The following is a 15,156-nucleotide window of genomic DNA, read 5'->3' as shown; positions in this document are numbered from 1 at the left end:
CCCCTGTGCGAGTGTTAGAATGCCGGCCTATCTGGCACTTCACGGGAGAACACGCGCTATGAACACGTCCCTCGATTTCTATCCAATCGGTAGCTCTGGCACCCCGTGGGGTGAGGCGGAGCGCACCGAATGGCTGTCGCGACAGACCCGTCACCGCAGCTATGAGTCTGAGGTGGTCAGCAAGATCGAGCGCTTGCGTGATCGCTTCGACGTGGAGGAGTACGGTCGTCTGGAGTACGGCGATGAGCGCTTTCCGCTGCTGGCGATCCGCAGCCGCAACTGGAATGACGACCTGCCGGTGATGCTGGTGACGGGTGGGGTACACGGCTACGAATCCAGTGGCGTACACGGTGCGCTGGAGTTCGTGGATCAGCATGCGGCGGGCTACGTCGGCCGCGCTAACCTGCTGGTGGCCCCCTGTATCAGCCCCTGGGGCTATGAGCGCATCCACCGCTGGAATGCGAACGCGATCGACCCCAATCGTTCGTTCTACGAGAACAGTCCGGCGCAAGAGTCGGCGGCGTTGATGCGACTGGTGGCACCGTTGGTTGATCGCGTAGTAATGCATATCGACCTGCACGAGACCACCGATACCGACGAGACCGAGTTCCGCCCGGCACTGGCCGCCCGCGATGGCAAGCCCTACACGCCGGGCGGCATTCCCGATGGCTTCTATCTGGTGGATGACAGCGAGCACCCGCAGCCGGAGTTCCAGCAGGCCGTCATAGCGGCAGTAGAGCAGGTCACCCATATCGCCCCGGCCGATGACAACAACGAAATCATCGGTTCGCCGGTGGTTGCGCGCGGTGTTATCGAGTATCCGCTCAAGAAGCTGGGCCTCTGCGCCAGCGTCACCAATGCCACCTACAAGACCACTACCGAAGTCTACCCCGATAGCCCCCGCGCCACGCCCGAGCAGTGCAATACCGCGCAGGCGGTTGCCGTGTGTGCGGCCGTCGACTACGCGCTGGCGCATGGCTAGCAGGCACAACAAATCGGCGGTGGTGCAGTAGCAAGTCGCCTCCGCCGATAATCAAAAGTAGATCTATGAAAGTACCCAAGAGATTACAACCACTGGTCGATGACGGCATGATCGATGAGGTCATGGCGCAGTTGATGAGCGGTAAGGAAGCACAGGTGTATGTGGTGCGCTGCGGCGACAGCTTGCGTTGTGCCAAGGTCTTCAAAGAGGCCAGCAAGCGAAGCTTCAAGCAGGCGGTGCAGTACCAGGAAGGCCGCAAGATGCGCAACAGCCGCCGCGCGCGGGCGATGTCGAAGAAGACCCGCTACGGCCAGAAAGAGCAGGAGCAGGCCTGGCTGAGTGCCGAGGTCGATGCACTGTACCGGCTGGCGGCAGCCGGCGTGCGCGTCCCCGAGCCCTACGGCTTCGTCGACGGTGTACTGTTGATGGAATTGGTGGCGGATGAAGATGGCTACGCGGCCCCGCGACTGGATGACGTCACGCTGACCGCGGAGCAGGCCAGCGAGTATCACGACCAGGTAATGGGCGATGTGGTGCGGATGTTGTGTGCAGGCCTGGTTCACGGCGACCTGTCCGAGTTCAACGTACTACTGGACCCTGACGGCCCGGTAATCATCGACTTGCCCCAGGCGGTGGATGCGGCCGGCAACAACAACGCCGCGATGATGCTGCAACGCGACGTCGACAACATGCGTGCCTATTTCGGGCGCTTCGCCCCGGAATTATTAACGACCGATTACGGCAAGGAAATCTGGGCCCTGTATGAAGCGGGTGAACTGCACCCGGAAATTACCCTGACCGGGTTGTTCGAACAGGACGCGGGCAGCGTCGACGTCGGGGATCTGATGGCCGTCATCGAGGATGTCCGCGAAGAACAGGCCGAACGCATGGCGCCGGCCTGGGAGGAATAGGGCCAGGTGCTGGCGCATCGTTGAGAGGGAACAGCACAGCGAAACGCGCTGGGCGTTGGGCAGTACCTGCTCCCTCTGGCCATGCTGCAATGGTATTTTCATTGCCAGGAACGCGAAGCCGGGCAGGGCATGCAGCTTGCCTTTGTAGCCACTTTGGTGCCGCTCACCCTGTTTATGGCCATTGGTATTTTTGCTGCCACCATGGGTATGTGGTTGCCGAGGATGTAAGCCAGCTAGCCTTTTTCTATGGAAGGTAGTTCTATGCGCGGTGGCTTTACGCTCGAATAGTTATAAGGAACTGGCACCTTACTCATACACGTATCACTAGACTTTTAGCTGCGTATTTGTCCCTGAGTAGGAGCGTCTGATGAACGTGAAAGCACTGACCTTTGCAGGCTTACTGGTATTGGCTTTATCTGCGGCACAGGCGCAGTCGGGCGGTTCCAAAGTGGTAACACCGGATACTTTCATCCGCGCGGAAACGGACAACATGTATGCGGCAATGATTGAGAACGCCGGCGGGACGAACACGTTTTTTCATTTTCGGGAGCCTACACCGCTCGATAAACAGACGGTGGTGCGTATGAACCGCGATGTGCTCTATTCTGGTGGTGTATTCGATGCCAAGGATGGTATCACTATCAATTTTCCACAGCTTCCGGACGATCGGTATGCCTCCGTCTACATTATCGATAATGATCACTATGTAGTGGACATCATCCATGAGCCCGGCACGCATACCGTAAAGGGCGATACCCGGTTCCTGTACGTGATCGTCCGGATTCAGTTAAAAGACCCTGCCAGCGAGCAGGACGTCGCACTGGTGAATAGCCTGCAAGACCAGTTCAAGGTGACTTCCAAAACCGGTGGAGACTTTCCCGGGTTTCTATGGGACCGGAAGTCACTTGATGCATTGCGCAGCGAATACGAAGAGGGCAGCAAAAAGTTCGATAGCTGGGCCGGAATGATGGGTAAGCGCGGGGAGGTAAACGAGGAAACCCGCCACTATGCGGCGGCAGCGGCCTGGGGATTGCTTCCTGAATATGAAGCCACATACCTGAACTATATGCCTCCTTCAGCGAGTGCCGACAAGTGTTATTCCGCACGCTATCAGGTGCCTGAAAACGAAGGGTTTTGGTCCATCACCGTCTACGGCAAAGACGGTTTCATGAAGAGTGATCACAACGTTTTCAATGCGGCGAACACCGAGCTGAATGACGATGGTACTTTTACAGCCTATTTCGGTTCCGAAGCGGCCTGTGGGAAAGTCGCCAATCGTGTCGATACCAGCGATGGCTGGAATTTCCTGTTTCGTATATATCGGCCTGGAAAATCTGTGCTTGATGGCTCGTATACCCTGCCTGACGTGAAAGAGGTAGGCAGGAACAATGGATAGGGCTGGTCGGTCGGGTGGAGAGCTGCACCTGACCGGCTGTGGCAAAACATGGCGAGACTGATGAACACGGAGCAGGATTATGGCACCGTCGCCATACTCCTCCACTGGCTGATGGCGGTATTGCTTGTCGCGCTCACCGTGCTCGGTGTGTATATGAGCGGTCTTCCGGATGTCGGGTTCGACAAGATAAAATTGACGCTGATCGTGTATCACAAGGAATACGGCATACTGGCGTTGGGACTGGCGCTGTTGCGGCTCGCGTGGCGTGTAGGTAACGCGTTACCGGCACTGGTAAAAGAACTGCCCGATTGGCAGAAGGTGACGGCGCGGTTTGTGCACCTGTGCTTTTACGCCTTGATGTTTGCCTTACCGATCAGCGGCTGGTTGATGTCTTCTGCCGCGAGTATTCCGGTGTATTTCTTTGGCTTCAGGCTACCGGATCTGATCCCGCATAACGAGTATCGCTTCCAGTTACTGGTCGAGGTGCACAAGTGGCTTGGGTATGCCCTGATCGGTTTTATTCTGCTACATGCCGGTGCCGCACTGCGGCACCACTTCATTTCCCGAGATAACACCCTGAAGAAAATCCTCCCGGGCTCCCGTCTTTAAAGTCCGGCCTACGGCATTCTTTTCAGTACAAACTGCGTTGCCTGTTGTAAAGCGCTTGCGGCGGCTTGATTGGCTGCTACTACGCCTGCAGCAGGTGATTCCAGCAGTATGGGTTCGCGTAGTGAAATGGTTCTGCTTGCAACAATCCGGTTTGAAGTGCCCTCGATAAGCTGCACCCGCAGGGAAAGCTGGAAGGTCGCTGGTGTGGAAGTGTAGTCCTGTACGAAGTCTAAGATCGTCGTTTGCAGCGCGTAGCTGTGGGGGCCGAAGTAGGGTGGGGTTGCTACTGCATCAAAGTAGTTTGTGTGTTCCAGTGTCCGCGCCAGTAACGGGAGGAGCATCTGTGCCGGTGTTGCCCCCCATTGGTGATGGCGGTAAAAACCGACCTGATGTGGCGCAGTGCGATAGGCCATGCGGATGGTGTCGTAAATGGGGTTGATGCTGGGAGGTAGTAGCAGCAGCGTTGCCGGATGCTTTTGTCGCTGGGGCACTTCACGGGGAACTTTGTCGACGACAGATACCCGTATGTCACTTTCCACCGGGGAAAACAGTGAGCACCCGGAAATCAATATTGCGGCAGCCGCCATCACAAGCCGTAGGGCTTTTCCTGCATGAGATAGCGCACGCCCATAGCCCCGTTCATTCATTCGGTTTCGCCCGGGCCAAGGGGTGGGGGCGTACTGCCGCGCAGGAGAACGGACGGGTTGTGATTGATCTTGTCTGTCAATCGCGTCATGGAGGAGGTCAGCTGATTCAGGGTGGCCATGGTGCGGTAGGCCTCGGGCAACACCTGCAGCTGGAGTGCATTGACGGACTGGCTGCTTGCATCCAGCAACGGACCGAGCTGGCCGCTCGCCTGTTCGGTATTGGTGATGATCGTGTTGAGCCGCTGCTGATTTCCCGCGAGCATCTGGCTGACCTGCTGCAGCGCTTGGACGGTATCGCTGCTCGAATCCAGCAGCGGCCCGAGTCGGCCACTGGCGTGTTCGGTATTGGCGATGATTGTACTGAGCCGCTGCTGGTTCTCCGCAAGCATCTGGGTGACTTGCTGCAGATTGCCGACCGCCTGCTGGAAGGCAGCGATGGTGTCTTTATCCAGCATGGTACGCAGCAGTTCGGTCAGCGATTGCACGTTCTCGTTGACCTGGCTGATGGCGGTATCCAAATTGACCGAGCGGGAAGGGGCGTTGGGTATGCGCGGATAGCGCGCACCCGGGGTCGCGGTAAGAGGGCCCTTATCGGTACCCGTGTTCTCCAGCAGCACGTACACATAGCCGGTGAACCCCCGGGTCGCGAGTCCGCGGGCGGTGATGGTGGCAACGGTTGCCCTGGATACGGGCGCGTCGTTTTCGACATCCAGCAGAATTCGCACGGAGCTAGGCCCGATGAGTTCCACCTCGCTGACCCTGCCCACGTCCACCCCATGAAACTCCACCGGGGCACCTGCAATCAGGCCGGACACGGAATCTTCGGTGAGGATCTGATAGGTCGTGAAGCGGCCGGCTGTCTGGTAGTACCAGATCGCAACCGCGATGACGCCTGCAAGCACCATGGCATTAAAGACCCATCGTGCCTGGCTCGCTGTGCTGGTCGTCATAAGGGGCCCCTCCGACGGTGAGATCGGCCCGAACTGCGGCCAGTCCAAGTCTAGATCAAATTATTCGCGGCTAAGGGGCTAGCGCCTTAAGTGGGGCAGAGGGAGGGGTATAACCCGGTGTCTAAAGCTGTCATTGGCTTTAGCCGGTTGTGACTTCCGCGCTCAAGGAAACCTCCGCTTTCAGTGAATTGGTCACCAGGCAACCCTGTTCCGACTTTTCCAGCAGGCGCTGTGCTTTATCAGTGTCGGTGCCCTCGGGCACCACAAGGGTGGCCTCGATGGCAAACGCAGTGAAGCAGGTGGTGCGACCGTCTTTGTCCAGGGTGCCGGTGGTTGTGCACTCGAGTGACGTCCAGTCGAGCTTCGAGTGTTTGGCGATGGCACGGAAGGTGAGGATGAAGCAGTCCGACACCGCCGCGACCAGCAAATCCTCCGGAGACCACTGATCGCCAGGCCCATCAAACTGGGTGGGTGCCGCCGATGGCAGATCGGGCACGCCCTCTGCGCTGAGCGTCACATTGCCTTCAGTGGGCGCACGTGCGGTGACTTTGTAGTGATGGGGAAAAGCGTCCATGGGGCCTCCGTCGAGTCTAAGTCGAGTCTGAAAAAGTAGGCTGGAAAGGTTATAGAAATTACATCAGGGTAGTGTGGTCACTGCTCTACGGCAATCACCGGTTACGGGTGAATAATGGCGCCGCCGACCAGATTTTCAGGACGCAAAACTCGCTATTGTTTCGACTGATAGTGCATCAGCACAATATCGCGTCCCTGTTTCTGGTAGGTGTGAAACCGGTCGATAATGGCGGACGGTAGCCCCGCTTCCGTGACCTCTGCATATCCAAGGGACTGGTAAAACGGCACCAGGTGGCGGTAGGGAAAAGTGAAGGTGTGGTCGTCGTAGGCTTCTGCCATACGGCCAAGTAATAGTCGCGCCACACCCCGGCCCTGGAATTCCTCCGCCACCGCAACGCCGGCCAGCAGCTGACTGTCGGTGAGTTTACGCAGGGAGCCACAGGCGATTATCTGGTTCTTGCTATCGCGGATCACCATACACGGGTCGTGCCGCCGTGCTTTGCCGCGGAATTTGTGGGTGCGGTAGAATTTGTTGGCTAATGGCATCTCCGCATCGGAGAGCCACTGGGCAGTCAATGAATCAGTCGAAAAATCCGGGTCCATAACTCTCTCATGCCACGCGAAATCTGCCCAACGTGCCAGCGCCCCCCCAAAGTCTGCTATTGCAGCGCGCTGGTGCGTATTCCCAATCGAATTCAGGTGCTGATCATACAGCACCCGCAAGAACAGAAGCACCCGTTCAATACCGGGCGTATGGCGCACCTCTGCCTGGATCACAGTAATTTGGTCGTGGCGGAGAGCCTGTCGGACGCTGCATTGGCGGAACTGCTAAAGCCTCACTCGGCGCTGCTATATCCTTCCCTGAGCTGGTTGCCGGAAGTACCTCAGGTAGAGCCCGGTACGCCGCAGGCACAGGCGCTGGAACAGCTGGTGGTGATCGACGCGACCTGGCGGAAGTCCAAAAAAATGCTCCATCTGCACCCGGTGTTACAGCAATTGCCCCGGGTCAGTTTCGAGGGTGCGCTGCACTCCAACTACCAGGTGCGGCATTCCTCGCTGGAGAACAGCCTGTCGACGATTGAGAGTATCGCGAAGGCGATGCAGGAGCTGGAGCCAGATACCGATTTTCAGATGATTCTGCAGCCCTTTGAAAAAATGATTGCACTGCAAGCTCAGCAGGGTTAACGAGCAACGTGGAGCGCATGAGCGGAGTATTACCGTGGTTGAAGCGTTGAAAGCGATAGAAGTCGTGAATCTGTCCGAAAGGCCCGATGCGGTTGCCGTGCTCGCGGCGTGGCATTTTGCCGAGTGGAGTCATTTGTATCCGGAGCAGTCGCTGCAGGATTTTGCCGCTGAACTCGAAAGCTGCGTCGGCGCGCAGCCGGTGCCGACGACGTTCGTCGCGCTCGTCGGCAAGATACCGGTGGGCTCGATCAGCGTGTTGCCACGGGACATGGAGATCGAAGAGCCCTGGGGGCCGTGGCTGGCCAACTTTTATGTGTTGCCTGAATACCGCAGTGTCGGGGTGGGCAGGCAACTGATCGAGGCGCTGCTGGAGCACTGTGCAGCGCACGCCATTCCCAATCTGTATCTGTTTACCCCAGAGACGCGGGCGTATTACGAGCGCCTGGGATGGCAGACCATCCGGTCTTGCGAATACTACGGAGAAACCGTCGATATTATGTGTCGCCCGCTGTAGCGGGTTGCCTGCAGCACAGCCGGCCAAACCAGCTTTTGGCGCTTAATGTGGGGTTATGCCGTTTCCCATAGGAAATGGCTCCCGGCTTCCCTACAATACGCGGCTATTTCTCTAACCGAGCCTCCGTTGTGACCACCGCTGATACCAATCATCCCCGCGAATTCCAGTCCCTGCCGCTGCAGCCTTCTCTCCTCAAGAACCTCGAAGACCTGGGTTACGAGCGCCTGACGGAAATCCAGGCCGCCGCGCTGCCGGCGATCGTGGATGGCAAAGACGTGATCGGCCAAGCCAAGACCGGCTCGGGCAAGACCGTGGCCTTCGGCCTGGGGCTGCTGCATAAACTACGGGTAGAGCAGTTTCGGGTGCAGTCGCTGGTACTGTGTCCCACCCGCGAGCTGGCGGACCAGGTGGCGCGGGAACTGCGCAAGCTGGCGCGGGCGATTCACAACATCAAGATCCTGACCCTGTGTGGCGGTATGCCCTTCGGGCCGCAGATTGGCTCGCTCAAGCACGGGGCCCATATCGTGGTGGGTACGCCGGGACGCATCGAAGACCATTTGCGCAAGGGCAATCTCGACCTCAGCAATGTGGACACCCTGGTACTGGACGAGGCCGACCGCATGCTGGATATGGGCTTCCAGGCAGTGCTCGACCAGATCCTGGCAGAGTTGCCACAGCAACGGCAGACGCTGCTGTTCTCCGCCACTTACCCCAAAACCATTGATGCCCTGGCAACCCGCGTACTGCGCGATCCGGTAAAAGTAGAGGTGGCCGCAGGGCACACCCAGAGTTCCATCCAGCAGCATTACTACCGGGTAGAAAACAATGAGGCACGGCCCGCGGCCCTGTATCAGCTGCTCGCCAATTACGATGCGTCTTCAGCACTGGTGTTCTGCAATACCAAAAAAGAAACCGACGAAGCGGCGGAGACACTAAAACGTGCGGGTTTTGCGGCGCTGGCACTGCACGGTGATATGGAGCAGAAGGATCGTGACCGTACGCTGACGCTCTTCGCCAACGGCAGCGCGTCGATTCTGGTCGCGACCGACGTTGCCGCCCGTGGACTCGACATCGAAGAACTGCCGGTGGTGGTGAATTATCACCTGTCCCGCGACCCGGAAGTGCATGTGCACCGGGTCGGTCGCACCGGGCGGGCAGGGCAGAAGGGCGTAGCCCTCTCGTTGGTGAGCAAGAAGGAGATATACAAACTGGAGCGTCTGGAGGAGCAGATGCAACAGAAAATCACTCTGCAGGAAGTGCCGGAACTGCCTCGCGGCTTTGCCCCGACGCGCCCGATCATGGCGACGCTGCAAATCGACGGCGGTAAAAAGCAGAAAGTACGCGCCGGCGATGTGGTTGGCGCCCTCACCGGCGAGGGCGGCATCGACGGCAAGCAGATCGGTAAAATCCAGCTGTTCGATTTCTCCACGTTTGTCGCAGTAGAGCGCCCGGTGGCCAAAAAGGCCCTGAACAAGCTCGCCAGTGGCAAGCTCAAGGGGCGCAAGTTCCGCGCTCGCATCGTGGGTGTTTGAATTTGTCTACCGCGTGAACGGTATACTGCGCCTTTCCCTTACCAACGGAGTGACTTGTGAATTTCCGAACTCAAATTGCACGAGTGGCGGTGTCGCTGCTGCTGTTGCCGCTGGCTGCGGCCGCGGATGTATCGTCCGTAGCGCAAAAGACTGCAGACTATGCGGTGAACAAATACGAAGCGGCGATGACTGACACCCTCGCCGAGCTGGTGCAATTCGAAACTGTCGCGCGGGAAGACCTGCCGCTGGAAAAGAACCCGGAATTTTCCGGCTTCAAACGCACCCTGTGCGGCAAGGCCAAGGCGCTGGGTCTGGAATGCGAGGACCACGGCTATGTGATCATCGTTGCCATGGGGCAGGGCGAGGAGAAGGTCGGTATCGTCACCCACGGTGATGTGCAGCCCGCCAACCCGGCCAAGTGGAAAAAGAGCCCGTTTGAGCTGGACCGCACCAGCGAACCGGGCAAGCTCATCGCCCGCGGCAGCGAGGACGACAAGGGGCCAATTGCCACTGCCCTCTATGCGATGAAAGCGATCAAGGACAAAGGCGTGCCGATGAAGCGGCGCGTGGAACTGATCGTTTATATGGCCGAGGAATCGGACTGGGAGCCGCTCAAGGTATTCCTGAAAGATTACGATATGCCCGCGTATAACATCACCATCGACGCCCAATACCCGGTGGTGACCGCAGAGAAGGGTTGGAGCGAAGTCCGCGCCACCTTTGCGGGCTCCGTCGTGGCGGACAAGAACAGACCCTACCTGCGTGATTTTCACGGCGGCTACTTCCGCAGTCAGGTGCCGGACGAGGCCCACGCCAGTATCGCCAACCCGACTCCCGAACTGGAGAAGGCAATCCGCGCCCGCGCCGCGACACACCCGCGGGTGAAGTTTGAATTCGCGGAAAAAGACGGTGCACTGGCAATCACCGCACGCGGTGTGGCCACCCATAGCTCCGAGCCGGAACACGGCATCAATGCCATTGCCTTCCTGGCAGATGTGCTGGGCGATTACGACTGGCCTGCCAATGCCGCCGGCGCCACCGTGCGCTATATCAACGACCTGATCGGCACCGGAATCCTCGCCGAGCAGTTTGGCGATATCGCCTACCGCGATGACTTTATGGGGCCGATGACCGGCGCCCTGACCATGGTGAAGGCCGACGACAAGGGGCTTACCAGCTACCTGAACCTGCGTCGCCCTACCGGCAAGACCGCTGAGCTCCTCGACAAGCAGATCCACAGTACCATCGACCGCTGGCAGAAGGAGACCGGCATCCAGATGGCCGATGTGGACGTGAGCCTGGGTGAGCCGTACCGAGCAGATGATGCTCCCCATGTGGAACCACTGCTGGAAGTGTTTCGCCACTTTACCGGGATCGAGGACGCGGGCCCGGTGGCTATTGGTGGTTCGACCAATGCCAAACTGTTGCCCAATGCCGTGAGCTTCGGCCCGTCGATGCCGGACAAGGCCTACACCGGTCATTCAGAGCACGAGTTCATCACCGTGGATCAGCTGCGCCTGAATCTGAAAATGTATACGGCGATGATGATCGAGATCGCTAATCTCTAAGCGAGGGATTAGGGGCTAGGGATTAATGCCTACGGCGAAAAAGGGACTGAAAATTCAGTCCCTTTTTTATGCGCGGTCAACGGTGCGATAGACTTGCTGGTACCTCTAGCCACCAGCCATGTCCGCCACACTATGAACGATGCCCTGATACAGGCACAGAATCTCCACCGCTGCTACCGCAACGGCCGTGAGCAGATCAGCGTGTTACACGGACTGTCGCTGGAATTGCGGCGGGGGGAAGCGGTGGCGGTCATTGGCCCCTCAGGCTCGGGCAAGAGCACGCTACTGAACTTGCTCAACGGCCTGTTACAGCCCGATAGTGGTGAATTGTGTGTATTTGGCCGGGCGTATTCTGAGCTGAGCGAACGCGACTGGGCCGAGCTTCGGCGCACCCGTATCGCCACCCTGTTTCAGGATGGCAACCTGATCCCCACTCTCACCGTTTCCCGTAATATTGCCTTTCGCGCCGGGCTTGCGGGCTTGCAAGCGCATGATGGCGAGGCGCTGCTCGACCAGCTCGGCATTGCCGACACAGCACACCGTTACCCCGACCAACTCTCTGGCGGTCAGCGACAACGGGCCGCGCTTGCTTGTGCCTTTGCCATGCAACCGGAACTGATGCTCGCGGACGAGCCAACCGGCAGCCTGGATTATGCGACGGCGGAACGTGTGGTGCCGCTGTTTTTCGATGCCATGCGTGAGCGCCAGCTTGGCGCACTCATCGTCACCCATAACCCGGAGCTGGCCCAGCGCTGCGACCGAATTCTTGAACTGCGGGAAGGAGTCCTGAGCCCATGGGTCTCGCCGGCGTCTTCCTGAGCCACTATCGCCGCCACCCGGGGCAACTGGTGAGCCTGCTGCTGATTCTCGTCTGCGCGGCCATGCTGTGGAGTGGCGTGCGCGCGCTAACCGGGTCTGCGGCGGATGCCGTGAATGAATCCCGGGCGGCGCTGGAACCCTTGTTGAGTGTGGTGCGCGAGGACGGCGAGCCGCTGACGGTAGAGGATTTTGTGCGCCTGCGCAGGCTCGGCATTTGCGTCTCCCCAAGACTGGAAGTGCGTGTTGCGGCGGAGGATGCACCGGTGGTGGTGGGTATCGATCCATTCAGTGCCGGTTGCCTGCGCCAGTACCGAGCGCGCGACGGCAACGCGGCCGGGGCTGCGCAAGCGGTGGGGCGGCTGATCGAGGAATTTGACCAGCCCACCTTGCTCGGCAATGCCGCAGATCTGGCGCGCTGGGAACAGCACACAGTGACAACCTCCGTCCGTTATTCGTTGCGAGAAGCATCGGGGTTGCCGCGCGGGGAATTGCTTACGGACATTTCGGTTGCAGCCGAACTGGCGCGCACGGGGCGCAAGTCTCTTGCGATTTTGACACCCGCGGCCGAGCTGCAGGACGCGGGTTTGCCATCGGAGTACCGCAGTGAGGTTCAGGAATATGGGGTGGAGCCAGATCCCCTGGTGGATGCCTTTCTACTTAGCCTGAACGCGCTGGGCGTGCTCGCGCTATTAGTGGCGGGACTGCTGGTACGTGCGGTGTATCGCTTCGCACTGGAACAGCGTCGCCGCAGCTTGCAAATACTGGCGCGAGTTGGCGTGCCTAAGGGTCAGCTTAACCGCGCGCTGCTGGTTGAGGTGGTTGTGGTAGCGCTGGTGGGCGGTACGCTGGGCCTTTGGCTGGGCGAGCTCTTGGCCGGGTCGATGGCGTCGGGTTTCCAGGGCACGCTGCAGGGACTGTTCAGCGTCGAATTCTATGCCCAGCGCTCTCCAGGCGCGGCAACCTGGCTCGGCATGGTCCTGATCCTCGTTTTGGTGGTGGCCTGGGCCGGCGCGGATCTACTGATGACCGCGCGCACGGACGCGCAGTGGGAATGGCACGGCAACCCGGCCTGGCGGTGGCCGCTGGCATTGGCGGTGTTGGCCGGCTCGGTGACGTGCTTGTTGTTCACCGAAACCCTGTGGCTCATTTTTGCTGCCACTCTGGGTTGTCTGGTCGGGGCAGGGCTTTTGTTGCCGGATATGCTGGCGCGCATTCTTGGCTGGTTGGAACGTCGGTGCCGGCAGCCATGGATGGGGCGCCAGCGGCCACTGCTGGAGTGGTCCTGCGCGGAAATGCGCGCACTGTGCCATCTGCTGCAATTACCTCTGATTGCGCTGGCGTTTGCGATTGCCACGGCGATTGCTGTGCAATCCATGGTGACGGGCTTTGAAACAACTTTTGACCGCTGGCTCGATCAGCGCCTGCAGGGCGATCTCTACCTTGACCCGGGCGAGTCGGTGGCGCCGGAAGACTTCGCGGAGCAATTATCTGCATTGCCCGGTGTCGCCAGCGTATTACCGATGGTGCGCGGGCGCGGCGTGCTGGGCGCTTTACCGGTGGATGTGATGGCAGTTGATCCCGCCTCGCCACTGGTTCAGGAATGGCCATTTTTACAGGCAGCACCTGCGTACTGGCGGGGGCTCGACCTGCACGGCGTTATGGTCAATGAACAGCTCGCCCGACGCCGAGGGCTCACGCTCGGCGACACGGTGACTTTCCAGCTCGGCACCGTGCAGCAGACCCGCGAGATCGTGGGGATTTATGCGGACTATGGCCGGCCAGAGGGTGAAATCGTGTTAGCCCTGGCTGCCTTGCCCGCTTCCATACCGTCCCAATACACCACTTTCGTACTGGCCATGCGGGCACCCGCCGATACTGCCTGGCGCGACTGGCCAGAAAAATATTCCTGGCTGGCCGGTAGCCGCGTGCGGGATCAGGCATGGCTCAAACAGGCCGCCAACGACGCGTTTGATCGGACCTTCCGCATGACTCGGCTTCTGAATCTGCTCACCCTGACCCTTGCCGGGGTGGCACTGGCGTTGATGGGGCTGGTTATTTTCCGCCTGCGGCACGGAAGTTATACGCTGCTGCATGTGTACGGTGTCAGCCGCCCGAGCCTGCGCCGGCGGTTGATTGCGCACAGCATGCTGGTCACGGGGCTGCTGGCGGCACTGGCGATTCCGCTGGGCGTGTTTCTCGGTTGGGTGCTGGTGGCAAAAGTGAACCCGGCGGCATTTGGCTGGGCTTTGTCTCTGCATCTTTACCCCGCTTACTGGCTGCAGGTGTGGGCCGCGTGTCTCGGCATCGGAGCGCTTGTGGGCGTGATGGCGGGTAATCCGGTGCGGCTGGAGGGGTTGAAAAATGAGTAACCGGCTCACCGTGAGACTGGCATCGTGTTTTATCGCTCTGATGACCCTGTGTGCTTGCCAGGGGGAGAGAGAGACCGAGACCGATGCGGGCTTCTCGGCACTCAACCAGCCTCCGGCCGGGTTCGCACAGGCGGCCCGCGGGATGACGGTGCAGCTGCCCCAGGACATGGGGCCGCACCCGCAGTACCGTCTGGAGTGGTGGTATCTCACCGCCAACCTGAAAACCGCCAACGGCCAGCGGTTTGGTGTGCAGTGGACACTGTTTCGCAATGGGGTGCGCCCGGGTTCGTTCAACTCTGCGGAGCCCGGCTGGCATCGCGACGAGCTGTGGCTGGCTCACGCGGCGTTAAGCGGCCCCGGCACCCACCATTTTGAAGACCGCGCCGGACGTGGCGGTACCGGCCAGGCGAGGGTGACGGCAGTGCCGTTCAACGCGTGGATTGATCACTGGCAGCTCTCCGCCACCGGCGAGAATGCTTGGGAGCTGGATGTAAAAGGAGAAGACTTTCGTTATCGCCTGCAGCTTCAGCCACAGCAACCGCCGGTGCTCAATGGGGAGCAGGGCTTCAGTGCCAAATCGGCCGGGGGTGGAGGCTCCATGTACTTCAGTTATCCGCTGGCAATTACCGGTGGTGCAGTCGAGTTTAACGGGGAAACGTTTGCCGTAACCGGGCAGGGCTGGTTCGACCGCGAGTGGAGTAGCCAGTACCTGAAAGCGGATCAGCAGGGATGGGACTGGATGGCCTTGCACCTCGACGATGGTCGCCACCTGATGTTGTTCCGCGTGCGCGGCGAAGAAGACTTCTATTCCGGCACGCTCGTGTCTGCACAAGGCAGCGCGCGCACCCTTACCACGGACGAGTTCCAGCTGGTACCCACCGGGTTTCGCAACAGCCGGTTTGGCCGGGTGCCGGTTGTGTGGGACATCGAGGTTCCCTCGGCGGCGCTCAAACTACAGGTGCAGTCGTGGCCGGGCGATTACTGGAATCCGGGCAGCTTGCGCTACTGGGAGGGGCCGGTGGAAGTGTCGGGCAGCCACGGGGGTGAGGGATACCTGGAGATGACCGGCTACGGGGGTTGAGCGGGCAGGGGCGGCAGCAG

The 15,156-nt window shown here is 59.8% G+C and carries 16 protein-coding genes; 12 read left to right on the top strand and 4 right to left on the bottom strand.

Annotation, left to right across the window (positions count from 1 at the left end):
- Nucleotides 1-58: 58 nt before the first annotated feature.
- The 5 genes from JF535_RS12695 to JF535_RS12675 all read left to right on the top strand — a co-directional run bounded on the left by JF535_RS12695 (nt 59) and on the right by JF535_RS12675 (nt 3,898).
- A complete protein-coding gene (locus tag JF535_RS12695) occupies nt 59-982 on the top strand; it encodes a M14 family metallopeptidase (RefSeq protein WP_207002684.1) in 924 nt (307 codons plus the stop codon).
- 65 nt (nt 983-1,047) lie between these two features.
- Nucleotides 1,048-1,893, top strand: coding sequence for a PA4780 family RIO1-like protein kinase (locus JF535_RS12690; RefSeq protein WP_207002682.1), 846 nt, complete (start codon nt 1,048-1,050; stop codon nt 1,891-1,893).
- Between the two features lie 81 nt (nt 1,894-1,974).
- Entirely contained in the window at nt 1,975-2,121 is a 147-nt protein-coding gene (locus JF535_RS12685) for a hypothetical protein (RefSeq protein ID WP_207002680.1), read from the top strand.
- A 139-nt stretch (nt 2,122-2,260) separates the two neighbouring features.
- A complete protein-coding gene (locus tag JF535_RS12680) occupies nt 2,261-3,289 on the top strand; it encodes a DUF1254 domain-containing protein (RefSeq protein WP_207002678.1) in 1,029 nt (342 codons plus the stop codon).
- A 60-nt stretch (nt 3,290-3,349) separates the two neighbouring features.
- The gene (locus JF535_RS12675) at nt 3,350-3,898 is read left to right on the top strand and encodes a cytochrome b (RefSeq protein WP_207002676.1); all 549 of its coding nucleotides are present in this window, start codon (nt 3,350-3,352) and stop codon (nt 3,896-3,898) included.
- Between the two features lie 8 nt (nt 3,899-3,906).
- On the opposite strand, the gene JF535_RS12670 is transcribed toward JF535_RS12675, so the two are convergent.
- From JF535_RS12670 to JF535_RS12655, 4 genes are all read right to left on the bottom strand, one after another.
- Complete coding sequence (locus JF535_RS12670; RefSeq protein ID WP_207002673.1) at nt 3,907-4,545, bottom strand: ABC-type transport auxiliary lipoprotein family protein; 639 nt, start codon at nt 4,543-4,545, stop codon at nt 3,907-3,909.
- A complete protein-coding gene (locus tag JF535_RS12665; protein WP_207002671.1) occupies nt 4,542-5,495 on the bottom strand; it encodes an MlaD family protein in 954 nt (317 codons plus the stop codon). The genes JF535_RS12670 and JF535_RS12665 overlap by 4 nt, the downstream gene beginning before the upstream one ends.
- Before the next feature lie 139 nt (nt 5,496-5,634).
- Entirely contained in the window at nt 5,635-6,069 is a 435-nt protein-coding gene (locus JF535_RS12660; protein WP_207002663.1) for an OsmC family protein, read from the bottom strand.
- Nucleotides 6,070-6,221: 152 nt separating this feature from the next.
- Nucleotides 6,222-6,671: a GNAT family N-acetyltransferase gene (locus JF535_RS12655; protein ID WP_066964219.1), complete on the bottom strand. Its 450-nt coding sequence runs from the start codon at nt 6,669-6,671 to the stop codon at nt 6,222-6,224.
- Between the two features lie 9 nt (nt 6,672-6,680).
- Between JF535_RS12655 and JF535_RS12650 the strand changes: the two genes are divergently transcribed.
- The 7 genes from JF535_RS12650 to JF535_RS12620 all read left to right on the top strand — a co-directional run bounded on the left by JF535_RS12650 (nt 6,681) and on the right by JF535_RS12620 (nt 15,136).
- On the top strand, nt 6,681-7,253 hold the full coding sequence (locus JF535_RS12650) for a tRNA-uridine aminocarboxypropyltransferase (protein ID WP_207002661.1): 573 nt from the start codon (nt 6,681-6,683) through the stop codon (nt 7,251-7,253).
- Nucleotides 7,254-7,287: 34 nt separating this feature from the next.
- A complete protein-coding gene (locus tag JF535_RS12645) occupies nt 7,288-7,767 on the top strand; it encodes a GNAT family N-acetyltransferase (RefSeq protein WP_207002659.1) in 480 nt (159 codons plus the stop codon).
- A 128-nt stretch (nt 7,768-7,895) separates the two neighbouring features.
- Complete coding sequence (dbpA, locus tag JF535_RS12640) at nt 7,896-9,299, top strand: ATP-dependent RNA helicase DbpA (RefSeq protein WP_340674178.1); 1,404 nt, start codon at nt 7,896-7,898, stop codon at nt 9,297-9,299.
- A 56-nt stretch (nt 9,300-9,355) separates the two neighbouring features.
- A complete protein-coding gene (locus JF535_RS12635) occupies nt 9,356-10,867 on the top strand; it encodes a dipeptidase (RefSeq protein WP_340674177.1) in 1,512 nt (503 codons plus the stop codon).
- A gap of 93 nt (nt 10,868-10,960) precedes the next feature.
- Nucleotides 10,961-11,686, top strand: coding sequence for an ABC transporter ATP-binding protein (locus JF535_RS12630; RefSeq protein ID WP_242523820.1), 726 nt, complete (start codon nt 10,961-10,963; stop codon nt 11,684-11,686).
- Entirely contained in the window at nt 11,662-14,055 is a 2,394-nt protein-coding gene (locus tag JF535_RS12625; protein ID WP_207002655.1) for an FtsX-like permease family protein, read from the top strand. The genes JF535_RS12630 and JF535_RS12625 overlap by 25 nt, the downstream gene beginning before the upstream one ends.
- A complete protein-coding gene (locus JF535_RS12620) occupies nt 14,048-15,136 on the top strand; it encodes a lipocalin-like domain-containing protein (RefSeq protein WP_207002653.1) in 1,089 nt (362 codons plus the stop codon). Before JF535_RS12625 ends, JF535_RS12620 begins: the two co-directional genes overlap by 8 nt.
- Nucleotides 15,137-15,156 lie beyond the last annotated feature (20 nt).

The sequence above is a fragment of the Microbulbifer salipaludis genome (assembly GCF_017303155.1).
In the GTDB taxonomy this organism is placed as follows: Bacteria; Pseudomonadota; Gammaproteobacteria; order Pseudomonadales; family Cellvibrionaceae; genus Microbulbifer; species Microbulbifer salipaludis.
Note: the sequence above shows the minus strand (reverse complement) of the source record. Positions and strands in the feature narration are given on the sequence as shown.